This window comes from Pseudomonas sp. URMO17WK12:I11 (assembly GCF_007677725.1).
Taxonomy (GTDB): domain Bacteria; phylum Pseudomonadota; class Gammaproteobacteria; order Pseudomonadales; family Pseudomonadaceae; genus Aquipseudomonas.
Genome location: NZ_VEDF01000005.1, coordinates 151,132 through 175,274 on the forward strand (window position 1 = coordinate 151,132; position 24,143 = coordinate 175,274).

General features: G+C 64.3%; 20 protein-coding genes. 9 read left to right on the forward strand and 11 right to left on the reverse strand.

The annotated features are described in order from the left end of the window. The first annotated feature begins 186 nt into the window (after positions 1-186). Positions 187-1,107 (forward strand): AraC family transcriptional regulator, encoded by a 921-nt coding sequence (locus tag FS665_RS11765; protein ID WP_145188041.1) that lies wholly within the window; start codon positions 187-189, stop codon positions 1,105-1,107. On the opposite strand, the gene FS665_RS11770 is transcribed toward FS665_RS11765, so the two are convergent. After that, complete coding sequence (locus tag FS665_RS11770; RefSeq protein ID WP_145188044.1) at positions 1,094-2,734, reverse strand: 5-guanidino-2-oxopentanoate decarboxylase; 1,641 nt, start codon at positions 2,732-2,734, stop codon at positions 1,094-1,096. The two genes, FS665_RS11765 and FS665_RS11770, sit on opposite strands and share 14 nt — an antisense overlap. 114 nt (positions 2,735-2,848) lie before the next feature. On the opposite strand from FS665_RS11770, the gene FS665_RS11775 reads away from it, so the two are divergent. Then, the gene (locus tag FS665_RS11775) at positions 2,849-3,730 is read left to right on the forward strand and encodes a LysR substrate-binding domain-containing protein (RefSeq protein WP_145188047.1); all 882 of its coding nucleotides are present in this window, start codon (positions 2,849-2,851) and stop codon (positions 3,728-3,730) included. Positions 3,731-3,790: 60 nt separating this feature from the next. Further along, positions 3,791-3,964, forward strand: a complete 174-nt coding sequence (locus tag FS665_RS23415) for a hypothetical protein (RefSeq protein WP_178108330.1) — start codon at positions 3,791-3,793, stop codon at positions 3,962-3,964. 16 nt (positions 3,965-3,980) lie between these two features. On the opposite strand, the gene FS665_RS11780 is transcribed toward FS665_RS23415, so the two are convergent. Further along, positions 3,981-4,850 (reverse strand): oxaloacetate decarboxylase, encoded by an 870-nt coding sequence (locus FS665_RS11780; protein ID WP_145188051.1) that lies wholly within the window; start codon positions 4,848-4,850, stop codon positions 3,981-3,983. Positions 4,851-5,226: 376 nt separating this feature from the next. Here FS665_RS11780 and FS665_RS11785 point away from each other — a divergent pair, with 376 nt between their 5' ends. After that, positions 5,227-6,678, forward strand: a complete 1,452-nt coding sequence (locus FS665_RS11785; protein ID WP_145188054.1) for an MDR family MFS transporter — start codon at positions 5,227-5,229, stop codon at positions 6,676-6,678. A 68-nt stretch (positions 6,679-6,746) separates the two neighbouring features. Here FS665_RS11785 and FS665_RS11790 read toward each other — a convergent pair whose 3' ends face one another. Continuing rightward, complete coding sequence (locus FS665_RS11790) at positions 6,747-7,379, reverse strand: TetR family transcriptional regulator (RefSeq protein WP_145188057.1); 633 nt, start codon at positions 7,377-7,379, stop codon at positions 6,747-6,749. A gap of 255 nt (positions 7,380-7,634) precedes the next feature. Between FS665_RS11790 and FS665_RS11795 the strand changes: the two genes are divergently transcribed. The 5 genes from FS665_RS11795 (at position 7,635) to FS665_RS11815 (ending at position 15,511) form a co-directional block, all read left to right on the forward strand. Then, positions 7,635-8,789, forward strand: coding sequence for an efflux RND transporter periplasmic adaptor subunit (locus FS665_RS11795; protein ID WP_145188060.1), 1,155 nt, complete (start codon positions 7,635-7,637; stop codon positions 8,787-8,789). 3 nt (positions 8,790-8,792) lie between these two features. Then, the gene (gene ttgB, locus FS665_RS11800; RefSeq protein WP_145188062.1) at positions 8,793-11,945 is read left to right on the forward strand and encodes a multidrug efflux RND transporter permease subunit TtgB; all 3,153 of its coding nucleotides are present in this window, start codon (positions 8,793-8,795) and stop codon (positions 11,943-11,945) included. Then, on the forward strand, positions 11,942-13,396 hold the full coding sequence (locus tag FS665_RS11805) for an AdeC/AdeK/OprM family multidrug efflux complex outer membrane factor (protein WP_145188065.1): 1,455 nt from the start codon (positions 11,942-11,944) through the stop codon (positions 13,394-13,396). Before ttgB ends, FS665_RS11805 begins: the two co-directional genes overlap by 4 nt. Positions 13,397-13,642: 246 nt before the next feature. Continuing rightward, entirely contained in the window at positions 13,643-14,899 is a 1,257-nt protein-coding gene (locus tag FS665_RS11810; RefSeq protein WP_145188068.1) for an OprD family porin, read from the forward strand. A 99-nt stretch (positions 14,900-14,998) separates the two neighbouring features. Then, on the forward strand, positions 14,999-15,511 hold the full coding sequence (locus FS665_RS11815) for a DUF962 domain-containing protein (RefSeq protein WP_145188071.1): 513 nt from the start codon (positions 14,999-15,001) through the stop codon (positions 15,509-15,511). Here FS665_RS11815 and pcaC read toward each other — a convergent pair. From pcaC to FS665_RS11855, 8 genes are all read right to left on the reverse strand, one after another. Further along, on the reverse strand, positions 15,508-15,900 hold the full coding sequence (pcaC, locus tag FS665_RS11820; RefSeq protein ID WP_145188072.1) for a 4-carboxymuconolactone decarboxylase: 393 nt from the start codon (positions 15,898-15,900) through the stop codon (positions 15,508-15,510). The two genes, FS665_RS11815 and pcaC, sit on opposite strands and share 4 nt — an antisense overlap. 11 nt (positions 15,901-15,911) lie before the next feature. Then, positions 15,912-16,703 (reverse strand): 3-oxoadipate enol-lactonase, encoded by a 792-nt coding sequence (gene pcaD, locus FS665_RS11825; protein WP_145188074.1) that lies wholly within the window; start codon positions 16,701-16,703, stop codon positions 15,912-15,914. 11 nt (positions 16,704-16,714) lie between these two features. Next, positions 16,715-18,067: a 3-carboxy-cis,cis-muconate cycloisomerase gene (locus FS665_RS11830; RefSeq protein ID WP_145188077.1), complete on the reverse strand. Its 1,353-nt coding sequence runs from the start codon at positions 18,065-18,067 to the stop codon at positions 16,715-16,717. Positions 18,068-18,076: 9 nt separating this feature from the next. Then, a complete protein-coding gene (locus FS665_RS11835; RefSeq protein WP_145188081.1) occupies positions 18,077-19,366 on the reverse strand; it encodes an MFS family transporter in 1,290 nt (429 codons plus the stop codon). Between the two features lie 229 nt (positions 19,367-19,595). Beyond that, on the reverse strand, positions 19,596-20,801 hold the full coding sequence (pcaF, locus tag FS665_RS11840) for a 3-oxoadipyl-CoA thiolase (protein ID WP_178108338.1): 1,206 nt from the start codon (positions 20,799-20,801) through the stop codon (positions 19,596-19,598). Next, positions 20,798-21,577 (reverse strand): CoA-transferase subunit beta, encoded by a 780-nt coding sequence (locus tag FS665_RS11845; protein ID WP_145188088.1) that lies wholly within the window; start codon positions 21,575-21,577, stop codon positions 20,798-20,800. The genes pcaF and FS665_RS11845 overlap by 4 nt, the downstream gene beginning before the upstream one ends. Continuing rightward, positions 21,574-22,434 carry a CoA transferase subunit A gene (locus FS665_RS11850; protein WP_145188091.1) on the reverse strand — a complete coding sequence of 287 codons (861 nt, stop codon included), beginning with the start codon at positions 22,432-22,434 and terminating at the stop codon, positions 21,574-21,576. The genes FS665_RS11845 and FS665_RS11850 overlap by 4 nt, the downstream gene beginning before the upstream one ends. Before the next feature lie 139 nt (positions 22,435-22,573). Next, positions 22,574-23,917, reverse strand: a complete 1,344-nt coding sequence (locus FS665_RS11855; protein WP_145188095.1) for an MFS transporter — start codon at positions 23,915-23,917, stop codon at positions 22,574-22,576. Positions 23,918-24,143 lie beyond the last annotated feature (226 nt).

Sequence of the window (24,143 nt, forward strand, 5' to 3'; positions counted from 1 at the left end):
AGCAGACGGACGAAAAGGCCAGGCTGCCAAGACTAGGCGCGCTCGCACGCCCCGCGTTAGGCCAATACTGCTCGGCGCTTGCCTGATCCTGCAGCGAGGCAGGATCAGGCAAGCGCCGAGCAGTATTCGACTAGCGCCGCGCATTGCCCAAACCTATGCTGCGTCGGTCAGCAGAGGAAAGCCATCATGACCACCGCCCCGTCCATCGATCCGACCCTGGAGCAGCAGCGCCTGGAGCTTGCCGAGTTGATTGCCCGGCACGCCGGCGAGCCGCATGGCCCGGCCTCGGCCATCGCGGATCTGTACTTGGTGCGCTACACCGAAAACGTGCGTTCGGTGCCGACACTGGCGCAACCGGCGCTGTGCATCCTGGCCCAGGGCAGCAAGAGTCTGTTTCTGGGTGACGAGCAATACGCCTACGATCCTCTGCACTATATGGTGGTGTCAGTGACCCTACCGCTGAGCGGCGTGCGCCTGGATGCCAGCCCGCAAAATCCCAGTCTTGGCCTGCGCATGGACCTCGACCCTGCTGAGATCAGCCAGTTGATCGCCGAGAGCGGGCCGATGCTGGTACCCAATCGGCCATCGGGTCGTGGCCTGTATGTCGACCGGACCGATGCGGCGTTGCTCGACGCCCTGTTGCGCTTGCTGCGCCTGCTGGACACCCCGCGCGACATCGCCATGCTTGCGCCGTTGTTTCGCCGTGAAATCCTCTACCGTATGCTGCGCGGGCCACAGGGCCATCGGCTGTACGAGATCGCCCTGGCCAATAGTCAGACCCATCGCGTCTGCCAGGCCATCACCTGGCTTAACACCCACTACCAGCAGCCGCTGCGCATCGAGGACCTGGCGCGGGAGGTCAACCTCAGCGCCTCGACCCTGCATCACCGCTTCAAGGCCGTGACGTCGATGAGCCCGTTGCAGTACCAGAAGCAGTTGCGCCTGCAGGAAGCCCGACGCCTGATGCTCAACGATGGCCTGGAGGCAGCGGTGGCGGCCTATCGGGTCGGTTATGAAAGCCCTTCACAGTTCAGCCGCGAATACAGCCGGCTGTACGGCGCACCGCCGATCCGCGACGTCGCCAGGTTGCGCGCTACTGCGGGCTAGTGCCGGCGTACCATTGCTGCTGATCGATCTGGATCAAGGTCGGCCCGTGGCGCTCCAGCGCCTGGCCCAAGGCTGCCTGCAACTGCGCAACGTCTGCCACAGCCTGGGCTGCAGCGCCAAGGGCGCGGGCCACGCCGATGAAGTCGGGCGTATGGATATCCACGCCGATTGGCGTAATGGCGCGGTTGACCATGTAGCGCTTGATCTCCTCATACCCTTGGTTGTTCCACAACAGTACGATCAGCGGCACCTGCGCCTCCACCGCGCTGGCCAGTTCCGGCAGGGTGAACTGCAAGCCGCCGTCGCCGATCAGGCACACGCAGGGTACACGTTCACTGGCCCGTTCGGCGCTGCCCAACCACGCCCCCATGGCGGCCGGCAAGGCATAGCCCAGAGTGCCGTAGCCGGTCGAGGCATTGAACCAGCGACGCGGCGCCGGCATGTCCAGGGTGAGGTTGCCGGTGTATACAGGCTGCGTAGAATCGCCCACCAGCACGGCATTGGGCAGGCGTTGCAGCAAGGCTTGCAGCAAGCGGGTCTGGCTCAGCATCTGGGGGTCCCAGCTTGCCGCGAGGGTGGCGCGCAAGCGCTGCACGCGGGCGCTGCCCCAGCCTGCTTGGTGGCGCGGCTGCGCCCGCTTGCCCAGCGCCTCGAGCAATGCCTCGGTGCCCAGCCTGGCGTCGGCGACCAGGGCCAGCTGCGGCAGGTAGTTGCGTACGGTCTGGTCCGGGTCGATGTCGATGCGCAACAAGCTGCCGGGGATCTTGAAGCCGCCTTTGAACGTTACGTCGTAGTCGGTTTCAGCCAGTTCGGTGCCGATGGCCAGGACCAGGTCGGCTTCTTCGACCAGCTCACGGGTCGCCGCCAGCGACTGGGTCGAGCCGATCAGCAGCGGATGGCCGGCCGGCAGCAGCCCTTTGCCATTGATGGTCAGCGCCACCGGTGCCTGCAGGTGCTCGGCCAACTGCGTCAGTGCAGCAGCGGCGCCCAGCGCTCCACCGCCTGCCAGGATCAGGGGCCGGCGTGCCGTGGCCAAGCGCTCGGCCATGCCGGCAATGGCATCCGGCGCGGCGCCGGCGCGGCTGCTGCGCACTGGGCGGCCGGGCAGCAGGTGATCGGCGGGTTCGACCAGCACATCCAGCGGGATCTCGAGGTGTACCGGGCGCGGCCGCGCGCCGTCGAACACCGCAAATGCCCGCGCCAGCAGTTGTGGCAAGTCATCCGCGCTCATCAAGGTCTGGGAAAACGCCGCCACTCCCGCTACCAATGCTGCCTGATTAGGCAACTCGTGCAGCTTGCCACGGCCACCGCCCAGCTGATCACGCGATTGCACACTCGATATCACCAGCATCGGGATCGAGTCGGCGTACGCCTGCCCCATCGCCGTGGTGATGTTGGTCATGCCAGGGCCGGTGATGATGAAGCACACGCCAGGCTTGCCGCGGGTGCGCGCATAACCGTCAGCCATGAAGCCTGCGCCTTGCTCATGGCGCGGCGTGATATGCCGAATGGACGAGTCCGCCAGGCCCCGGTACAGCTCCACCGTGTGCACGCCGGGGATGCCAAAGACATGGTCCACACCATAGCCTTCAAGGAGTTTGACCAGTACCTCACCGCAAGTTGCCATCGCTGTCACCGTCATTCTTCGTGGGGATCAGCCGCTATTGGATCCGCCACAGGGGTATCGTCACAATGCAAATAAACACATACTTGCCATGTCTTCAGCTCATGGCTGCCAGCGATGAAACGTCTCCCGCCCCTGCCCGCTCTGCATACCTTTCTGGTCACCGCCCAGCACTGCAATTTCACCCGCGCCGGGCGGCAACTGCATATCACCCAGGGCGCAGTGAGCCGGCAGATTGCAGCGCTCGAGCAACACCTGGGCTACCCGCTGTTTCAGCGCCAGGCCCGCGGCCTGAGCCTGACCCGCGAAGGTCAGGACTGGCTGCCACGGGTACAGCAGATCTTCGCACTGGTCGAGCAAGGCGTGCGTGAAGTCGGCGCGGGTAAAACGACCTTGCAGCTCAAGGCACCGACCTGTGTCATGCGTTGGTTGCTGCCACGGCTGATGGAGTGGCAAGCGCTGCGCCCCGACGTGCCGGTGGAGCTGACGACCACGGTCCAACACGGCGTGGATTTTCGTCGTGAGGGGTTCGACGCCGCGGTGATCTACGCTGACAAACCCGCTCCCGGGCTGGAAGTGCGCGAGCTGTTCGCTGAACAACTGACGCCGGTCTGCGCCCCCTCGCTACGCGATGGGCCGAACCCGCTGCGCCAGGTGCACGACCTGGCCGGACACATGCTGCTGCACCCCTCGCGCGACGAGCATGACTGGCAGTCGTGGCTGCGGGCCGCCGGTGGGGCGCTGGCAGCGCAAGGGCCCAAGCAGCACTTCGAAACCCTGGACATGGCGATGGCCATGGCCTCCCAGGGCACTGGCGTGGCGATCGGCGACTGGGCGTTGATCGGTGACGATTTGCAAGCCGGGCGGCTGTGCATGCCATTCCCGTTGAAGGTGCCGACCGGCAAAGGCTATTACCTGGTGAACCCGAGCAAAGGCCCAGCGCCGGCACTGCTTGAACTGCTTGACTGGCTGCAGCAGTGCGCAACCGCTGAGCAATGATCGTCCGCCAGGACTATGCTCAAGGGTGTCACCCTGGCGCGGTAGAGGGAGGTGGGCAGCATGGGCATCCGATCCAGACGAATCACCCTGGCCATGGCATTGATCGCAGTCGCTGCGCTGTATGGCTCGGCGTGCTGGCGCGCCGAGCTGCTGCGCAGTCAACCCAGCGCGGCGCACAGTTGCCTGCAGGCGCACTGCGTGCCACATACCGCCACCTTGAGCGCCGTGCGTTAGCCCGACAGGTGGCTGGTCACTCTTCGACGCTCATGTATTCCTTGGCCCAGCGAATGTAATCCTCAGGCTGGGTGTAGGTGTGCGACAGTTCAGTGGCGCTGAGGTTTTCCGACTTGTTCTGCTGACCGCGTTGCAGGCGCAGGCAGTCGTAGGTGGCCTTGATCGCGGCGAAATAGGCGGCGTGACCATCGACCACGATGCGCACGCCCAAGCGTGCCAGTCGCTCATCATCACGCAGATTGGGGTTGGCGTAGGTCACCAGCATCAGTGGCACGCTCAGGTGTTCGGCGATCTGCTCGAGGTGCTCGAAATCCTTGACCCCGACCATGCAGATACCGTCGGCACCGGCTTTCTGGTAGCTCTGGGTGCGCACGATGATCTCTTCGGTGCTGAGCACGCCCGCATTGGTGCGAGCGATGATCGACAGCGACGAGTCGACGCGTGCTTCCAAGGCTGCGCGAATCTTGCCCACGCCCTCCTCGACCGAAATCAGGTCGGTGGACTTACGCCCGAATTGCGCCGGCAGCAGTGTGTCTTCGATGGTCAGGGCAGCGACGCCCGCGCGTTCGAGCTCGATGACTGTACGCATGACGTTGAGCGCGTTGCCATAGCCGTGGTCGGCGTCGGCCAGCACCGGCAACTGCGCCACGCGGCCAATGCGGGTGGCCTGTTCGACGAACTCGCTCAGGGTAATGAGCGCAAAGTCCGGCGCGGCCAGCACCTGCAAGGACGCCACCGAGCCGCCGAGGATGCCGACTTCGAAGCCGAGGTCGGCTGCGATCCGCGCCGACATGGGGTCGAACACCGACGCTGTGTGATAACAGGAACCAGAAGCGAGCAGCTCGCGGAAGGCAAAACGCAGATCTTGGTGGGAAGCCTTGGGCATGATCACTCCGCTTATGAAATGTAGAAATTGAACGGTTGCTACCGACCTCTGAATCGGGTCTACCTGACCTGTTCCAACCGTCGCCATCTGGGCGGTCATGCTCGACATGCAGGCAGAGGAATAAAAGGTGTGGGAGACAGCGCTGCGAAAAACCTGCGGCAATTTGCTGCACCAGCATGGTGCAGGCCGCGAGTTACAACCGCTGTGGCATACCAACGATATCACGCGGCCATGTTGCCATGGATGAATGCGCCAATGCCGATCTTGCATAGGGGATGCAGATAGTACATAGGAAGCTACCTAACTCGGGTTACACTTCGCGTACTTCGTGCGATTGGCTTTGCGCCGACGCAGTGCTCTCTACAAGGTATCGTTCGTGACAGCCGCCCTTCCCCCACCTGCCCTGCGCAGCGTCCTGACCGCCCTGATGCTGGCGATTTTCCTGGGCGCGCTCGACCAGACCATCGTCGCGGTATCGCTGCCGGCCATCTCGGCGCAATTCAACGACGTTGCTCTGCTGGCGTGGGTGATTTCCGGCTATATGGTGGCGATGACGGTAGCGGTGCCTGTCTACGGCAAGCTCGGTGACCTGTACGGGCGCAGGCGCATGATCCTCACCGGCATCGCTGTGTTCACCCTTGCATCGATCGCCTGCGCGCTGGCCCAGGACATGCAGCAGTTGGTGGTTGCGCGGGTCATCCAGGGCATCGGTGCCGGCGGCATGGTGTCAGTGAGCCAGGCGATCATCGGCGACTTCGTGCCACCGCGCGAGCGCGGCCGCTACCAGGGCTATTTCAGCAGCATGTACGCCGTGGCCAGCGTCGCCGGGCCGGTGCTGGGCGGTTGGCTGACCGAGTACCTGTCGTGGCGCTGGGTGTTCTGGATCAACCTGCCCCTGGGCATCCTCGCGCTGTGGGCGATTCGCCGCGCCTTGGCGGGCCTGCCGGTGCAACGTCGCCAGGCGCGGGTCGATTACCTGGGCGCCGTGTTGTTGATCGCAGGGCTTGGCAGTCTGCTGCTGGGCATCACCCTGGTCGGTCAAGGCCAGCAGTGGAATGCGACGCCAGTGCTGACGCTGCTTGGCTGTGCACTGTTCGGCTTGGCCATGTTCATCGCCCATGAGCGCCGTTGCGCCGAACCGCTGCTGCCCATGAGCCTGTTCGGCAATCGGGTGGCAGTGCTGTGCTGGGCCGTGATTTTCTTCGCCAGCTTCCAGTCGATCTCGCTGACCATGCTGATGCCGTTACGTTATCAGGGGATCACCGGTGCCGGGGCCGACAGCGCGGCGTTGCACCTGTTGCCGCTGGCCATGGGCTTGCCGCTGGGGGCCTTTAGCGGGGGGCGTCTGACCAGTCGCACCGGTCGCTACAAACCACAGATTCTGGCCGGCGCCGTGCTGATGCCGATGGCCATTGTCGCCATGGCCCTGACCCCACCGCAATCGGCCTGGCTCAGCGGCATGTTCATGCTGCTGACTGGCGTCGCCTGCGGCCTGCAATTTCCCACGACCTTGGTTGGCACCCAAAGCGCGGTCGAGGGCAAGGACATAGGCGTAGCCACTAGTACCACGAATCTGTTTCGCTCCCTGGGCGGCGCGATGGGCGTGGCCTGCATGTCGAGCCTGTTGCTGGCGCTGCTGCAACAAGGTGGCTTCGAGCTGGTGGGCAACCCTTTGCTGGGCAGCCTCAAGGCCGCAGCCCCGGACCCTGCGGTACAACAGGGGCTGCTGGAGACCTTCCGCCATCTTCTGCTCGGCAGCGCCGCCATCGCCGTGCTTGGCCTGGCTGCTGCCCTGCTGCTGCCCGATCGGCAATTGCGCGGGCGTTAGGCTGAGGTCGGTTCAATCGGTTGTTAACGTTACTTGGGCAACACTTCCTCACAATCCTTAACAAAGTGTCATTTGCGCAGCGCAGGGCTCAAGCGCAGCATATCCAACCCTGCATCGACCCATTTTTCGGCGTCGTGCAACAGATTGAAGCTCTCGGGCAGGAGCAGCCAGCGTCCGATCACCCCATCGACATAAGCGAACATTGTGATGGCCGCGCGCTCTATATCCAGCTGCTCGGGCAATTGTCCGCGACGCACGGCGTTGGCCAAGGCCAGGGTAATGCCCTCGTGGCAATCGAGCACCGCGCCCTGGCGTTGCTGGCGAATCTCACACATGTCGTCGGTGAACTCGCATTTATGATGCAGGATTTCATTGATGCGCCGGGTGCGGGCATCGAGCACCAGCTGGTTGAACACCTGCAGCAAGAGCGTGCGCATGCAACCGAGCGGGTCCAGTTCGTCTTCGCTCTCGCTGGCACGCGCCAGGTGGTCATGGGTTTCGTGCAGGCTGTCGAGCAGTGCCTGCACCAGTTCGGCCTTGTTATTGAAATGCCAGTAGATGGCACCGCGGGTGACGCCCGCCAGTTCGGCGATGTCGGCCAGGGTGGTTCGCGCAACGCCGCGCTTGTAGAACGCCCTTTCCGCCGCCTCGATGATCTGGGCGCGGGTTTCCTGGGCTTCTTCTTTGGTTCGACGGACCATGGCAGTGCAACCTCATCTGAGCCCGCTGCGCTGCGCAAACGGGGAAAATCGCCGGGGCCACCTCTGCAGGGCGCCTCCCGATTGGGCTAATCAATGGCTGAGGCGGTAAACATGTACCACCTGGCGGTATTTACAAACAACCATGAATGTAAGTATATTCGTTAGTAAGCTACTTATCCACCGGATAGTTTTCTTCTGACAAGACTGTTCCATTATTCTTGAGCGTCTCCCTGCTCTTGCGACCCGAGGATCCTCATGCAATTCAAGCCAGCCGTTACCGCTCTGGTTTCCGCCGTCGCCCTGGCAACGCTGCTAGGTGGCTGTAAGAAAGAAGAAGCCCCGCCCGCGGCGCAGGCTCCTCTGGTCGGCGTCGTCACCCTGCAAGCGCAGCCCTTCACCCTGACCTCCGAACTCCCGGGCCGCACCACCGCGTTCCGGGTGGCCGAAGTGCGCCCGCAGGTCAATGGCATCATCCTCAAGCGCCTGTTCAAGGAAGGCAGCGAAGTCAAGGAAGGGCAGCAGCTGTATCAGATCGACCCGGCCGTCTACGAAGCCAACCTGGGCAACGCCCAGGCCAACCTGCAAGCGACTCGCTCGCTGGCCGAGCGCTACAAGCAGCTGGTCAATGAGCAGGCGGTGTCGAAGCAGGAATTCGACGATGCCAATGCCAAACGATTGCAAGCCGAAGCCTCGCTCAAGAGCGCCCAGATCGACCTGCGCTACACCAAGGTCCTGGCGCCGATCAGTGGCCGCATCGGCCGTTCGGCGGTCACCGAAGGCGCGCTGGTCAACAGTGGCCAGACCAACGCCATGGCCACCATCCAGCAGCTCGACCCGATCTACGTCGATGTCACCCAGTCCACCGCCGAGCTGCTCAAGCTGCGCCGTGACCTGGAAAGCGGCCAGTTGCAGAAGGCCGGCGACAACGCCGCCTCGGTGCAACTGGTGCTGGAGGACGGCAGCGTGTTCAAGCAGCAGGGCCGCCTGGAATTCTCGGAAGTCGCAGTGGACGAAACCACCGGCTCGGTCACCTTGCGCGCGATCTTCCCCAACCCCGATCACACCCTGCTGCCGGGCATGTTCGTGCATGCGCGGCTCAAGGCCGGGGTCAACGCCAATGCCATCCTCGCCCCACAGCAGGGCGTGACCCGCGACCTCAAGGGTGCGCCGACGGCGATGGTGGTCAACCAGGACAACAAGGTAGAACTGCGCCAGCTCAAGGCCAGCCGCACGGTCGGCAGCGAGTGGCTGATCGAGGAAGGCTTGAACCCGGGCGACCGCCTGATCACCGAAGGCCTGCAGTACGTACGCCCAGGCGTCGAGGTCAAGGTTGGCGAGGCCAGCAACGTCAAGAAGGCCGGCAGCCCTGATCAGGCCGACGCGGCCAAAGCAGACGCCAAAGCGGAGTAAACCATGTCGAAGTTCTTTATCGATCGCCCGATCTTCGCCTGGGTGATCGCGTTGGTGATCATGCTGGTCGGCGCCCTGTCGATCCTGAAGTTGCCGATCAACCAGTACCCGAGCATCGCGCCACCGGCCATCGCCATCGCCGTGACCTACCCGGGCGCCTCGGCGCAAACCGTGCAGGACACCGTGGTGCAGGTCATCGAGCAGCAGCTCAACGGCATCGACAACCTGCGTTATGTGTCCTCGGAGAGTAACTCCGACGGCAGCATGACCATTACCGCCACCTTCGAGCAGGGGACCAACCCCGATACCGCCCAGGTCCAGGTGCAGAACAAACTGAACCTGGCTACCCCGCTGTTGCCGCAGGAAGTGCAGCAGCAAGGTATCCGCGTCACCAAGGCAGTGAAGAACTTCCTGCTGGTGATCGGCCTGGTGTCCGAAGACGGCAGCATGACCAAGGACGACCTGGCCAACTACATCGTCTCCAACATGCAGGACCCGATCTCGCGGACTGCCGGTGTCGGCGACTTCCAGGTGTTCGGTGCCCAATACGCCATGCGTATCTGGCTCGATCCGGCCAAGCTCAACAAGTTCCAGCTGACCCCGGTCGACGTCAAGACCGCCGTCGCCGCGCAGAACGTACAGGTGTCCTCCGGCCAGCTCGGCGGCCTGCCCGCCATGCCAGGCACCCAGCTCAACGCCACCATCATCGGCAAGACCCGCCTGCAGACCGCCGAGCAGTTCGAGAAGATTCTGCTCAAGGTCAACAACGACGGCTCCCAGGTACGTCTGGGTGATGTCGCCGAAGTCGGCCTGGGCGGTGAAAACTACGCCGTCAGCGCGCAGTTCAACGGCAAGCCGGCCTCGGGCCTGGCGGTCAAGCTGGCCACTGGCGCCAACGCCCTGGACACTGCCAAGGCCCTGCGCCAGACCATCTCTGACCTCGAGCCGTTCTTCCCGCCAGGGGTCAAGGCGGTGTTCCCGTACGACACCACGCCCGTGGTCACCGAGTCGATCAGTGGGGTGATCCACACCCTGATCGAGGCCGTGGTCCTGGTGTTCCTGGTGATGTACCTGTTCCTGCAGAACTTCCGCGCCACCATCATCACCACCATGACTGTACCGGTGGTGCTGCTGGGTACCTTCGGCATCCTCGCCGCGGCGGGCTTCAGCATCAACACCCTGACCATGTTCGCCATGGTCCTGGCCATCGGCTTGCTGGTGGACGACGCCATCGTCGTGGTGGAAAACGTCGAGCGGGTGATGTCCGAAGAAGGGCTGCCGCCCAAGGAGGCGACCAAACGCTCCATGGAGCAGATCCAGGGCGCCCTGGTCGGTATCGCCCTGGTGCTGTCGGCGGTGCTGCTGCCCATGGCCTTCTTCGGCGGCTCCACCGGGGTGATCTACCGCCAGTTCTCCATCACCATCGTCTCGGCCATGGGCCTGTCGGTGCTGGTGGCGCTGGTGTTCACCCCGGCGCTGTGCGCAACCATGCTCAAACCGCTGAAAAAGGGCGAGCATCACAACGCCAAAGGCGGTTTCTTCGGCTGGTTCAACCGCAACTTCGACCGCAGCGTCAACGGCTACGAGCGCAGCGTGGGCAGCATCCTGCGCAACAAGGTGCCGTTCCTGCTGGCCTATGCCCTGATCGTGGTCGGCATGATCTGGCTGTTCACCCGCATCCCCACCGCGTTCCTGCCTGAGGAAGACCAAGGCGTACTGTTCGCCCAAGTGCAGACGCCGGCTGGCTCCAGTGCCGAGCGAACCCAGGCGGTGGTCGACCAGATGCGCGAATACCTGCTCAAGGACGAAGCCGATACCGTGTCGTCGGTGTTCACCGTCAACGGCTTCAACTTCGCCGGCCGTGGGCAGAGCTCGGGTATGGCCTTCATCATGCTCAAGCCCTGGGGTGATCGCTCCAAGGAAAACAGCGTGTTCGCCTTGGCCGAACGGGCCCAGCAACACTTCTTCAGCTTCCGCGATGCGATGGTGTTCGCCTTCGCCCCGCCTGCGGTGCTGGAGCTGGGTAACGCCACCGGCTTCGACGTGTTCCTGCAGGACCGCGGCGGTGTCGGCCATGCCAAGCTGATGGAAGCGCGCAACGAGTTCCTGGCCAAGGCCTCGCAAAGCAAGATCCTCAGTGGCGTACGCCCCAACGGCCTGAACGATGAACCGCAGTATCAGCTGACCATCGATGACGAGCGTGCTAGCGCCTTGGGCGTGACCATCTCCGACATCAACAACACCCTGTCGATTGCCCTGGGTGCCAGCTACGTCAACGACTTCATCGACCGTGGCCGGGTCAAGAAGGTCTACATCCAAGGCGAAGCCAACGCGCGGATGAGCCCTGAAGACCTGCAGAAGTGGTACGTGCGCAACGGCGCAGGCGAGATGGTGCCGTTCTCCTCCTTCGCCAAGGGCGAGTGGACCTACGGCTCGCCCAAGCTGTCGCGCTACAACGGTGTCGAGGCCATGGAAATTCTCGGTGCGCCGGCCCCTGGCTACAGCACCGGCGAGGCCATGGCCGAGGTCGAGCGCATCGCCGGCGAGTTGCCTGACGGTGTCGGCTTCTCCTGGACCGGGATGTCGTACGAGGAAAAACTCTCCGGCTCGCAGATGCCGGCACTGTTCGCCCTCTCGCTGCTGTTCGTGTTCCTCTGCCTGGCAGCCCTGTACGAAAGCTGGTCGATCCCGATCGCCGTGGTGCTGGTCGTGCCCCTGGGCATCATTGGTGCGTTGATCGCCACCAGCCTGCGCGGCCTGTCCAACGACGTGTACTTCCTGGTCGGCTTGTTGACCACCATCGGCCTGGCGGCGAAGAACGCCATTCTGATCGTGGAATTCGCCAAGGAACTGCACGAACAGGGCCGCAGCTTGTATGACGCGGCCATCGAGGCGTGCCGCATGCGTCTGCGTCCGATCATCATGACCTCGCTGGCGTTCATCCTCGGCGTGGTACCGTTGACCATCGCCAGCGGCGCGGGTGCCGGCAGCCAGCACGCGATCGGCACCGGCGTGATCGGCGGCATGATCAGTGCGACCGTATTGGCAATCTTCTGGGTACCGCTATTCTTCGTCGCTGTGTCGTCACTGTTCGGCAGTAAAGAGCCGAGCAAGGACGATACCCCTGAAACTCCACGTATTGAGGCTGGGCAATGACCAAGTCTTTGTTGTCCCTGGCGGTCACCGCTTTCATTCTTGGCGGCTGCTCGCTTATTCCCGACTACCAGACCCCGGAAGCGCCGGTGCCTGCGCAGTGGCCGCAAGGCCCTGCGTATTCGCCGGCCCAGGCCGCCGACGTGGCCGCCGCCGAACAGGGCTGGCGGCAGTTCTTCCGCGATCCGGCGCTGCAGCAGCTGATCCAGACCTCGCTGATCAACAACCGCGACCTGCGTATCGCCGCGTTGAACATCGACGCCTACCGCGCGCAATATCGCATCCAGCGCGCCGATCTGTTCCCGGCGGTGTCCGCCACCGCCAGCGGCAGCCGCCAGCGGGTCCCCGGCAACCTGTCGCAGACCGGCGATTCGAGCATCACCAGCCAGTATTCCGCGACCGTGGGCGTAAGTGCCTATGAGCTGGACCTGTTCGGCCGGGTGCGCAGCCTCAGCGAACAGGCGCTGGAAACCTACCTGTCCAGCGAGCAGGCGCGCCGTTCCACGCAGATCGCCCTGGTTGCCAGCGTGGCCAACGCCTACTACACCTGGCAGGCCGACCAGGCGCTGTTCAAGCTGACCGAAGAGACGCTGAAGAACTATCAGGAAAGCTACAACCTGACCCGTCGCAGCAACGAAGTAGGCGTGTCCTCGGCGCTCGACCTGAGCCAGGCGCGTACCGCCGTGGAAGGCGCGCGGGTCAAGTACTCGCAGTACCAGCGCCTGGTCGCCCAGGACGTCAACAGCCTGACCGTGCTGCTGGGCACCGGCATTCCGGCCAACCTCGCACAGCCGCTGGGCCTGGACGCCGACCAGTTGGCCGACGTGCCGGCTGGTCTGCCCTCCGACGTGCTGCAGCGCCGGCCGGACATCCAGGAGGCCGAGCACCTGCTCAAGGCCGCCAACGCCAACATCGGCGCCGCCCGCGCAGCGTTCTTCCCCAGCATCAGCCTGACCGCCAATGCCGGCAGCCTGAGCCCGGACCTGGGCCACCTGTTCAGCGGTGGTCAGGGCACCTGGTTGTTCCAGCCGCAGATCAACCTGCCGATCTTCAATGCCGGCAGCCTGCGTGCCAGCCTGGATTACTCGAAGATCCAGAAGGACATCAACGTCGCCAAGTACGAGAAGACCATCCAGACCGCCTTCCAGGAAGTCTCCGATGGCTTGGCTGCACGCAAGACCTTCGAAGAGCAGCTGCAGGCGCAACGCGACCTGGTCCAGGCCAACCAGGACTACTACCGGCTGGCCGAACGTCGCTACCGCATCGGCATCGACAGCAACCTGACCTTCCTCGACGCCCAGCGCAACCTGTTCAGCGCGCAACAGGCGCTGATCACCGATCGCCTGTCGCAGCTGACCAGCGAGGTCAACCTGTACAAGGCCCTCGGCGGCGGTTGGTACGAAAGAACCGGCCAGGCCAACCAGCAGGCGTCGGTGCAGGCACCGCAAGGCTGATAGCCCCTGCTTGGCAGCAAGCCCACCCTGGCGGTGGGCTTTTTATTGGGCGCTGTTCAGTGGGGAAATACCGAGGGCACTTAGCGTTCGGTTACCGCCCAATACCGCTTGCGGCGAATTGCCTCGCCGCGCTGCTACCGCGCACCATCGCCGGGCAACGTTGCACAGTTCATCAAAAGACCCGCGCCTGCAGGCCTGGCCCTGCAGCGCAGCGGCTCGCCCATAAAAACAAGAGATCCATGATCGATGAGCACTATGCAACCCGCACGCCCGCTGCTGCCCGGCCTGTTGGCCGTCGCCTGCACCCTGCCCGCCTGGGCCGAACAGCCAGGCGGCTTCATCGAGGACGCCAAGGCCAACCTCAACCTGCGCAACTTCTACATCACCCGAAACTTCATCGACCCCGCACACCCTCAGGCCAAGGGCGAAGAGTGGACACAGAGTTTCATCCTCGATGCTCGCTCCGGGTTTACCCAAGGCACCGTGGGCTTAGGCATCGATGTGCTGGGGCTGTACGCGCTGAAGCTCGACGGTGGCAAAGGCACCAGCAACACACATCTGCTGCCGGTGCATGACGACGGCCGCCCAGCTGATGACTTTGGCCGCCTGGGCGTGGCCGTGAAGGCCAGGTTGTCGGCCACCGAGTTGAAGGTAGGCGAATGGATGCCAGTGCTACCTGTACTGCGCGCGGATGACGGCCGCTCGTTGCCGCAGACCTTCCGAGGCGGCCAGCTCATCTCCAGGGAGATCGACGGGCTGACCCTCTACGCCGGCCAGTTCCGGGGCAACAGCCCGCGCAATGACGCCAGCATGGACGACATGTCGCTCAATGGCCGCCCAGCCTTCAGCTCCGACCGCTTCAATTTTGCCGGCGGCGAATACACCTTCAATGACAAGCGCACACTGGTCGGTGCGTGGCACGCGCAGCTCAAGGACATCTACCGCCAGCAGTACCTGAACCTGCAGCACAGCCAAGCACTGGGCGACTGGACCCTGGGCGCCAACCTGGGTTACTTCACCGGCAAGGAAGACGGCGCGCAACGTGCCGGCGCGCTGGATAACCGTACCGCCTCGGCGATGCTGTCGGCGCGCTACAAGGGCAATACATTCTATATCGGCCTGCAGAAAGTCAGTGGTGACGATGCCTGGCTGCGGGTCAACGGCACCAGCGGCGGCACCCTGGCCAACGACAGCTACAACGCCAGCTTCGACAATGCCAGGGAACGCTCCTGGCAACTGCGCCACGACTTCAACTTCGTCAGCGTCGGCATCCCCGGCCTGACCTTGATGAACCGCTACATCAAGGGGGACAACGTCAGCGCAGGCGGGGTGAGCGATGGCAAGGAGTGGGCGCGGGAAAGCGAACTGGCGTACGTGGTGCAGTCAGGCACGTTCAAGGACCTGTCGCTGAAATGGCGCAACTCCACCATGCGCCGGGATTTCAGCAGCAATGCCTTCGACGAGAACCGGTTGATCGTCAGTTACCCGCTGAATCTGTTGTAACGCCATTCGCGGCGCTGATGATGCTGGCAGTTGCCGGCTATGCTGGCTATATCCAATGCTTGCGCCGGCCCGCCACCCGGCAAACCAGGGAGAACAACAATGAAAACCCTCGTCGAACACCTGAGCCAGTACGCCAACTATCACCGCGACCCTCGCAACATCGCCACGCACTTTGTCGGGATTCCGTTGATCGTGGTGGCCGTTACCGTGCTGCTGTCACGTCCCGGCTGGAACGTGGCCGGTATCTGGCTTTCGCCGGCCCTGCTCGCCGCGGCGGCGTCGGTGTGGTTCTACCTGCGCCTGGACCTGCGCCTGGGTCTGGTCATGGGCGCATTGCTCGGCCTGTGCCTGTGGATCGGCCAGGTGCTGGCCGTGCAGTCGACCAGCGTGTGGCTCGGCGCGGGGCTGGGCGCATTCGTGGTGGGTTGGATCATTCAGTTCGTCGGCCATCACTACGAAGGGCGCAAGCCGGCCTTCGTCGACGATATCAGCGGGCTGATCATCGGCCCGCTGTTCGTGGTGGCAGAAGCTGCGTTCATGCTCGGGCTGTGCCCGGCCTTGAAACAGGCCGTGGAAGCCAATGCCGGGCCGGTGGCCTTGCGCGGGGCTTAAGCGCGCGATTCCAGCCCCAGCTCATCCCACACCGACTCAGCCAGATGGAAGGTGGCGTTGGCCGCTGGAATGCCGCAATAGATCGCACTCTGCATCAGCACTTCCTTGATCTCGTCACGGGTCACGCCATTGTTGGCCGCCGCCCGCAGGTGCAGCTTGAGTTCGTCGTTGCGGTTCATGCCGATCAGCATGGCGATGGTGATCAGGCTGCGGGTATGCCGTGGCAGGCCTGGACGGGTCCAGATATCACCCCAGGCATGGCGAGTGATCATTTCCTGAAATTCGCAGTTGAAGCCGTTGAGCTTCTCCAGGCTGCGGTCCACGTGGGCATCGCCCAATACTGCCCGGCGTACCTGCATGCCAGCTTCGTAGCGTTGTTTCTCATCCATCAGCAATCACCTCAGCGAGCCAGCAGGAAATCGAGCACGCGGCGGCTGAATGGCTCGCCGACCTCGACATTGGACAGGTGCGCAGCCGGGAATTCGGCATAGGTCGCACCGACGATGTGACGTTGCAGGAAGCGCCCATGCTCGGGGGTAGTCACCGCGTCTGCGCTGCCGGCGACGATCAGCGTCGGCACCTTGATAAGCCCGAGCTGCTCGCGAAAATCGGCATCGCGCACCGCCGCGCAGTTGGCCGCGTAGCCCTGCGCGCTGGTGTGCGCCAGCATCTGGCAGATCCGCTGTGCCTGTTGCGGCTGCGCGGTGGCGAAGGCCGGTGTGAACCAGCGCGCGATGGAAGCATCGCGCAGGTCAGCCATGGCTTGCTGCCCGCCCTTGAGGACCGTGTCGATACGGCTGTTCCACACCTCGTCATTGGCGATTTTGCCCGCCGTGTTGCACAGCGTCAGGCTGTGCAGGCGCTCGCCGGCATGGATTCCCAGCCATTGGCCAATCAAGCCGCCCATGGACAGGCCAACGAAATGCGCATGGTGAATGTCCAGGGCATCGAGCAGCGCCAGCACATCCTGGCCCAATTGTTCGATGCTGTACGGGCCTGGGGTGACCTGCGAGGCACCGTGCCCGCGCGTGTCATAGCGCAGCACCCGCAGGTGCTCGCTCCACAGTGCGATCTGGCTGTCCCACATGCCAAGGTCGGTGCCCAGCGAGTTGGACAGCACCAGCACCGGCGCATCCGCCGGCCCGTCGAGTCGATAGTTCAGCGCGCCATCGGCCAATTGCAACGTCGCCACAGCGGTCTCCTTCAAGCAGTCAGATGTTGATGTTCGGCCACCGCCCGCGCCACCCAGACGCGGGCCTGGCCAAGGTAATGGGCAGGGTCCAGCAGCCGGTCGAGCTCGTCGGCGCCCAGTTCGGCAGTGACCTGCGGCTCGTCAGCGAGTACCGCACGCAGGTGGCGCTGTTCGGCGACGGCGCGCTGGCAGCACTGCTCGAGCAGGTGGTGGGCGCAGTCGCGGCCAAGGCGCTGGGCCAGCACGCTGCTGACCGCTTCGGCCAGGACCAGGCCCTGGGTCAGCTCGAGGTTGCGGCGCATGCGCAGGGCGTCCACCTCCATGCCTTCGGCAATCAGCTGGGCCTGGCGCAGGGCGCCGGATACCAGGCAGCAGATTTCCGGCAAGGTTTCCCATTCCGCATGCCACAGGCCAAGGCTGCGTTCGTGCTCCTGGGGCATGGCGGTCAATAACGTCGAGACCAGCCCCGGGACCCGCGTGGCGGCGCCGATCAGCACCGCCGCGCCCACCGGGTTGCGCTTGTGCGGCATGGTCGACGAACCACCCTTGCCCGGCGCCGAGGGCTCGAACAGCTCGCCCGCTTCGGTCTGCATCAGCAGGCTGACATCGCGGCCGAACTTGCCCAGGCTGCCGGCCAGCATGCCCAACACGGCAGCAAACTCCACCAGGCGGTCGCGCTGGGTATGCCAGGGCTGTTCAGGCAGGCTCAGCTGCAGTTGTTCAGCCAGCGCTTCGGCCACCGGCAAGGCCTTGTTGCCCAGCGCCGCGAGGCTGCCCGACGCACCGCCGAACTGCAGCACCAACAGACGCGGACGCAGCTCCTGCAGACGTTGCCGATGGCGCGTCAGCGCCCCGAGCACACCGGCCAACTTCATGCCCAGGGTGACCGGCGTCGCATGTTGCAGCCAGGTGCGTCCAACCAGCGGCGTATCGGCATGTCGCAAGGCCTGCCGCGCCAGGGTATCGGCCAGCCGGCTCAAGTCTTGCTCGATCAGCGCCAATGCCGTGCGCAGTTGCAGGACCAGCCCGGTGTCCATGGCGTCCTGGCTGGTGGCGCCCAGGTGCACGTAACGCTCGGCCTCGGGCACGCCGCTGGCGATGACCTTGCCCAGCGCCTTGACCAGCGGGATGGCGGAATTGCCAGCCGTGGCGATGGCATTGGCCAAGGCCTGCACATCGTAGCGCTCGGCCTGGCAGGCGGCTTCGATGGCGAGCGCGGCGCTGGGGGGCACCAGGCCGGCAGAGGCCTCGGCGCGCGCCAGCGCAGCTTCGAAGTCCAGCATGCCCTGCAGGCGACCGCGGTCGCAGAAGACTTCGCGCATGGCCGGCGCGGTGAAGTAAGCGTCGAACAGTTGGTTGCTCATGCAACGTCCTTAGTGATCGTGGTGCAGGTACTCGGCCTGTTTGGGCAGACGCAGGCTGAACAGGAAGGCGATCGCCATCATGGCCGTCACGTACCAGTAGAAGGTGTTTTCCATGCCCAGGGTCTTCAAGCCCAGGGCCACGTATTCAGCCGAACCGCCGAACGCCGCGTTGGCCACCGCGTAAGCCAGGCCCACGCCGAGGGCGCGCACCTGCGGCGGGAACATCTCGGCTTTGACCAGGCCGCTGATCGAGGTGTAGAAGCTGACGATGCACAGCGCCAGGCTGATCAGCACGAAGGCCATCAGCGGGCTGGTCACGGTCTTCAGCGCCATCAGCAGCGGCACCGTGCACAGCGTGCCCAGCGCACCGAACAGCAGCATCGAGTTGCGCCGGCCGATGCGGTCGGAGAGCATGCCGAACAACGGCTGCACGACCATGAACAGGAACAGCGCGCCGGTCATCACGAAGCTGGCGCTCTTGGCGCTCATGCCGGCAGTGTTGACCAGGTATTTCTGCATGTAGGTGGTGAAGGTGTAGAAGATCAGCGAGCCGCCAGCGGTGTAGCCCAGCACGGTGATGAACGCGGCGGTGTGGTTGCGGAACAACCCCTTGATGGTGCCGGCGTCCTTGTCCTTGCGGGTTTCGGCGCTGCTGGTCTCATGCAGCGAGCGGCGCAGCATCAGCGAGATCAGGGCGGCGATGGCGCCGACCACGAACGGAATGCGCCAGCCCCAGGCGCGCAGCTCGTCTTCGCTGAGCAGCTGTTGCAGGATCACCACCACCAGTACCGCCAGCAACTGGCCGCCAATCAAGGTCACATACTGGAACGAGGCGAAGAAGCCGCGCTGGCCGCGCAGCGCCACCTCGCTCATGTAGGTCGCCGTGGTGCCGTATTCGCCACCGACCGACAGGCCCTGGATCAAGCGTGCCAGCAACAGCAGCGCCGGTGCCCAGGCACCGAGGCTGGCGTAGGTCGGCAGGCAGGCGATCAGCAGCGAGCCGAAGCACATCATCAGCACCGAGATCATCAACGAATTCTTGCGCCCGTGGCGGTCGGCCAGGCGGCCGAAGATCCAGCCCCCGATCGGGCGCATGAGAAAGCCTGCAGCGAACACGCCGGCGGTATTGAGCAACTGCACGGTGGGGTCGTCGGACGGGAAGAACGCCGGGGCGAAGTAGATGGCGCAGAAGGCGTAGACGTAGAAGTCGAACCATTCCACCAGATTGCCCGATGAGGCACCGACGATGGCGAAGATGCGCTTGCTACGCTCTTCACCGGTGTAATGCGTTGTGGTCATGGCAGTTGTGCTCCAGGAGGGGTCAAAGGTAAGTCTAGACATACCTAGTAACACACTCGTTCAGCGGGCGGGACTGGCAATTGGCCTAGTGCCGTACAAGTTGGCCCGCGCATGGGCGGGCCGGATCGCGGCGTTGCCACGCCTCAGACCGGCGTTGTGCAGTGGGCAGCGCCGAACCGAAGCAGAACAACCCCGCGCCCCGGCCCGCCCACACGCAGACCGGAACAGCTCAGACGCGCTCGATGGCCAATGCCAGCCCCTGGCCGACACCGACGCACATGGTCGCCAGGCCCTTGCGTCCCCCGTTTCGTTCCAGCTGGTGCAGCGCCGTCAGCACCAGGCGCGCACCGCTCATGCCCAATGGATGGCCGAGGGCGATGGCACCGCCATTGGGATTCACCTGTGGCGCATCGTCGGCCACGCCTAGCTCGCGAAGAACTGCCAGGCCCTGGCTGGCGAAGGCTTCGTTGAGCTCGATGACATCGAAATCGCTCACTGCCAGGCCCAGGCGCTCGGTCAACTTGCGCACCGCCGGCACCGGCCCGATACCCATCACGCGCGGCGCAACGCCGGCGCTGGCCATGCCCAACACCCGCGCCCGCGGGGTCAGGCCGTGGCGCTGCACCGCTGCAGCCGAGGCCAGGATCAACGCTGCAGCACCGTCATTGACGCCCGAGGCATTACCAGCGGTAACGGTCTTGTCCGGGCCATTGACCGGCCTGAGCCGGGCCAGAGCTTCGAGGGTGGTGTCCGGGCGCAGGTGCTCATCCTGCTCGACCACGGTTTCGCCTTTCTTGTGGGCGATGCGCACGGGCACGATTTCTTCGGCGAAGAACCCTGCAGCCTGCGCCGCTGCGGCTTTCTGTTGGCTGCGCACAGCGAAGGCGTCCTGGTCGGCGCGCGACACCTGGAAATCGTCAGCCACGTTATCGGCGGTCTCGGGCATGGAATCGACGCCGTACTGGCTTTTCATCAACGGGTTGACGAAGCGCCAGCCGATAGTCGTGTCTTCGAGCTGCATGCCGCGCGAGTAGGCGCTTTCAGCCTTGCCCATGACGAACGGCGCACGCGACATCGACTCCACGCCGCCCGCGATCGCCAGCTCCATTTCGCCACTGGCGATGGCGCGAAACGCCGTGCCGATCGCATCCATGCCCGAGGCGCACAGGCGGTTGAGGGTCACCCCCGGGATCGTCTCGGGCAGGCCGGCCAGCAGCAGGGCCATGCGCGCGACGTTGCGGTTGTCCTCACCAGCCTGGTTGGCGCAGCCGAAGAACACTTCATCGAGCTGGTCCCACTGCACCGACGGGTTGCGCTCGATCAACGCCTTGAGCGGCACCGCGGCCAGGTCATCGGCGCGCACCGCGGCCAAGGCACCGCCGAAGCGGCCGATCGGGGTGCGGATGGCGTCACAGATGAATACGTCGCGCATCAGGCTTCTCCTGCCACCTGGCCATGGGCCGCGGCGGTTCTAGCTTCAAGGTCGCGCAGCGCGCCCAGCTCGGCTGCAGTGGGCTCGGCGGTGGTCTGCACGTCGTCGGCGAAGCGGATCGACCAGCCGGTGGCGGCAATGATCTGCTCACGGGTCACGCCTGGATGAATGGCGGTCACCACGAATTCGTGGCTGCCGGCTTCCGGCTCCATGATGCACAGGTCGGTGATGATGCCGACCGGCCCGTCGCCCGGCAGCCCGAGGCGCTCGCGCGAATCACCGCCCTCGCCGTGGCCGACCGAAGTGATGAAGTCGAGTTTTTCCACGAAGGCGCGCGGCGACTGCTTGAGAATGATCAACACTTGCTTGGCGGAGCCGGCAATTTCCGGCGCCCCACCGGCACCCGGCAGACGGGTCTTCGGCGCATGATAATCGCCGACCACGGTGGTGTTGATATTGCCGAAGCGGTCGACCTGGGCTGCGCCCAGAAAACCGACGTCGATGCGCCCGCCTTGCAGCCAGTAGCGGAAGATCTCCCCGGTCGGCACCACGGTGTCGGCGGTTTCGGCCAGCTCGCCGTCGCCGATCGACAGCGGCAGCACGCTGGGCTTGGCGCCGATCGGGCCTGATTCGTAGATCAGTACCACATCCGGCGAGGACGTCAGGCGCGCCAGGTTGGCCGCCTTCGACGGCAAGCCTATGCCGACGAAGCAGACGGCGCCATTGCGCAGGCGGCGGGCAGCGGCAACGGTCATCATTTCGGAAGTCGAGTAGCTCATTGTGCAGCCTCCGCGGTGCTGTTCAGCTTGGCCTGGAACGCGTTGAAATCGGCAGTGCCACGGATGTAGGTGTCGATCCAGGCGCTGAACGTCTCGCGATTGCGCGCAATCGGGTCCCAGGCCTGGTAGAAGCGGTTGTCACGCTCGTAGTAACCATGCGCATAGGAGGGGTGTGCGCCACCTGGGACCAGGCACACCGCACTCAGGGCCCAGGTCGGCAACACGCAGGCATTCATCGGCGCCTGCAGGTCGTCGACGATTTCCTCGACGGTGACGATGCAGCGCTTGGCGGCCAGGGCCGCTTCTTTCTGCACGCCCAGGATGCCCCACAGCAGCACATTGCCCTTGCGGTCGGCTTTCTGCGCATGGATCACCGTCACGTCCGGGCGCACCGAGGGCACCGCTGCCAGCACTTCGCCGGTGAAGGGACAGGTCACGCTCTTGATCAGCGGGTTGACCTTGGGCAGGTCGGAGCCTGCGTAGGCCCGCAGCACTGCGAACGGCAGGCCCGAGGCACCGGCGACATAGGCGTTGGCCAGATCGGCGTGGCTGTGCTCTTCGATCTCGATCGGGTGCGGCCACTGCTTTTCCACGGCATCGCGCAGGCGGTGCAGCGAGCCGACCCCCGGATTGCCGCCCCAGGAGAAGATCAGCTTGCGGGCGCAGCCGGCGCCGATCAGCTGGTCGTAGATCAGGTCCGGGGTCATGCGCACCAAGGTCAGGTCGCGTTTACCCTGACGGATGATCTCGTGACCGGCAGCCGTGGGGATCAAGTGGGTGAAGCCTTCGAGGGCGACGCTGTCGCCGTCCTGAATGAACTGCTTCACGGCCTCGTGAAGCGAGAGAATTGCAGCCATTGGGAGACTCCTGGTCAGGGCGCTACAGTGGGCTCAGATTAAGCAGACGAGGGACGCCGTACAATCCGATAATCGACTATTCGTGCGATTATCGAACGATTCTGCAGGCCGTCGCCTGCGTCACCAAAGGGCCGCGGCGTCAGGTGGCGTCGGCATGGCTGACCAAGCCTTTGATGATCACCCCAAGCGTGGCCAAGGCTGCCGGGACCAGCAAGGCCGTCAGCACCTGCTCGAAGTTCCAGCCCAGGCCCAACAGGGTGGCGCCGCTCCAGGCACCGAGGATGGCGCCGAATCGGCCGATGCCGAGCATCCAGGATACCCCCGTGGCGCGGGCCTGGGTCGGGTAGAAGCGTGCTGCCAGCGACGGCATCGCCGACTGCGCACCGTTCACGCACATGCCGGCGACCAGCACCAGTGTGGCGAGCACGGTGATGTTGCCCAGGCTCTGGCCGACGGCGTAGGCGAACACTCCGGCCAGCAGGTAGAACAGGCCAATGACCTTGTGTGGATTGAAGCGGTCCATGGCCCACCCGACCGCCACCGCGCTGAGCACTCCGCCAAACTGGAACAGCGCGCCGATGAACGCGGCCTGTTCCATGCTGGCACCACTGTCACGCATCAAGGTCGGCAGCCAGCTGGTCAGCAGATAGACGATCACCAGGCCCATGAAATAGGTCAGCCACAACAGCACGGTGCCCAGTCCAAAGGTGCCAGAGAAGATCACCGCGAATACATTGCGCGCAGCCACGGCCTTCTGTTCCGGCACGCTGAATCTGGCAGCCTGTGCCACCAGGCTTGGCGCAATTGGCGACAACGTCCTGCGTACCTTGTCCGTGCCACGGTTACGCACCACCAGAAACCGCGCCGACTCGGGTAACCAGCGCATCAGCACCACGGCCAGCAATAGCGGCAGAACCCCGCCAATGACCAACAAACTGTGCCAACCGTAAGCGGGAATCAGCTTGGCGGAAATGAAGCCGCCCCCGGCCATGCCGAGGTTGAAGCCGCAGAACATGCTGGTGACCAGCAGCGATTTGAGCCGCTCGGGGGTGTATTCCGACAGCAACGTGGTGGCATTGGGCATCCCCGCCCCCAGGCCCAGGCCGGTCAGAAAACGCAGCACCAACAGTTGATCGACATTGCTGGCGTACGCCGAAGCCAGGCTGAAGCCGCCAAAGACCAGCACCGCGCCCACCAGTACGCCTTTGCGCCCGAAACGGTCGGCCAGCGGCCCGGAACCCAGCGCACCGAACACCATGCCGATCAGCGCCGCGCTCATCACCGGACCGAGACTGGCGCGGTCGATCCCCCACTCCTGAGACAGGGCCGGAGCGATGAAGCCCATTGCCGCAGTGTCGAGCCCATCAAGAAAGACGATCAGAAAGCAGAGCAGCACCACGCGCCACTGGTAGCGCGACAAAGGTTGCTCGTTGATCAATGCCTGAACGTCGAGATTGCTCCCGACAGCATGTGCTTGGTTCATTGTTGTTATCCAGAAAGAAGGCACGGTTGGGCCACTGCACGTGTATCGACCGTACAGGGCTTTGACAGCAAGACAGTGCGGCCGGAATCAGCCTGGATATAACGGCAGCGCGGACGAATGGGGCCGCGACAGTGGAGTGACAGTGGTCATGGGATGCGCCTCTGATGTTGTTCTTGTATTCGGTCGGCGAGCCGACCGGTGCGAGAGACATTAATCAGCAAGCAGG

Coding starts and splice junctions, on each gene's coding strand:
- FS665_RS11765 (WP_145188041.1), top strand. CDS start 187: ATGACCACCGCCCCGTCCATCGATCCGACCCTGGAGCAGCAGCGCCTG.
- FS665_RS11770 (WP_145188044.1), bottom strand. CDS start 2,734: ATGGCAACTTGCGGTGAGGTACTGGTCAAACTCCTTGAAGGCTATGGT.
- FS665_RS11775 (WP_145188047.1), top strand. CDS start 2,849: ATGAAACGTCTCCCGCCCCTGCCCGCTCTGCATACCTTTCTGGTCACC.
- FS665_RS23415 (WP_178108330.1), top strand. CDS start 3,791: ATGGGCATCCGATCCAGACGAATCACCCTGGCCATGGCATTGATCGCA.
- FS665_RS11780 (WP_145188051.1), bottom strand. CDS start 4,850: ATGCCCAAGGCTTCCCACCAAGATCTGCGTTTTGCCTTCCGCGAGCTG.
- FS665_RS11790 (WP_145188057.1), bottom strand. CDS start 7,379: ATGGTCCGTCGAACCAAAGAAGAAGCCCAGGAAACCCGCGCCCAGATC.
- FS665_RS11795 (WP_145188060.1), top strand. CDS start 7,635: ATGCAATTCAAGCCAGCCGTTACCGCTCTGGTTTCCGCCGTCGCCCTG.
- ttgB (WP_145188062.1), top strand. CDS start 8,793: ATGTCGAAGTTCTTTATCGATCGCCCGATCTTCGCCTGGGTGATCGCG.
- FS665_RS11805 (WP_145188065.1), top strand. CDS start 11,942: ATGACCAAGTCTTTGTTGTCCCTGGCGGTCACCGCTTTCATTCTTGGC.
- FS665_RS11810 (WP_145188068.1), top strand. CDS start 13,643: ATGAGCACTATGCAACCCGCACGCCCGCTGCTGCCCGGCCTGTTGGCC.
- FS665_RS11815 (WP_145188071.1), top strand. CDS start 14,999: ATGAAAACCCTCGTCGAACACCTGAGCCAGTACGCCAACTATCACCGC.
- pcaC (WP_145188072.1), bottom strand. CDS start 15,900: ATGGATGAGAAACAACGCTACGAAGCTGGCATGCAGGTACGCCGGGCA.
- FS665_RS11830 (WP_145188077.1), bottom strand. CDS start 18,067: ATGAGCAACCAACTGTTCGACGCTTACTTCACCGCGCCGGCCATGCGC.
- FS665_RS11835 (WP_145188081.1), bottom strand. CDS start 19,366: ATGACCACAACGCATTACACCGGTGAAGAGCGTAGCAAGCGCATCTTC.
- FS665_RS11845 (WP_145188088.1), bottom strand. CDS start 21,577: ATGAGCTACTCGACTTCCGAAATGATGACCGTTGCCGCTGCCCGCCGC.
- FS665_RS11850 (WP_145188091.1), bottom strand. CDS start 22,434: ATGGCTGCAATTCTCTCGCTTCACGAGGCCGTGAAGCAGTTCATTCAG.
- FS665_RS11855 (WP_145188095.1), bottom strand. CDS start 23,917: ATGAACCAAGCACATGCTGTCGGGAGCAATCTCGACGTTCAGGCATTG.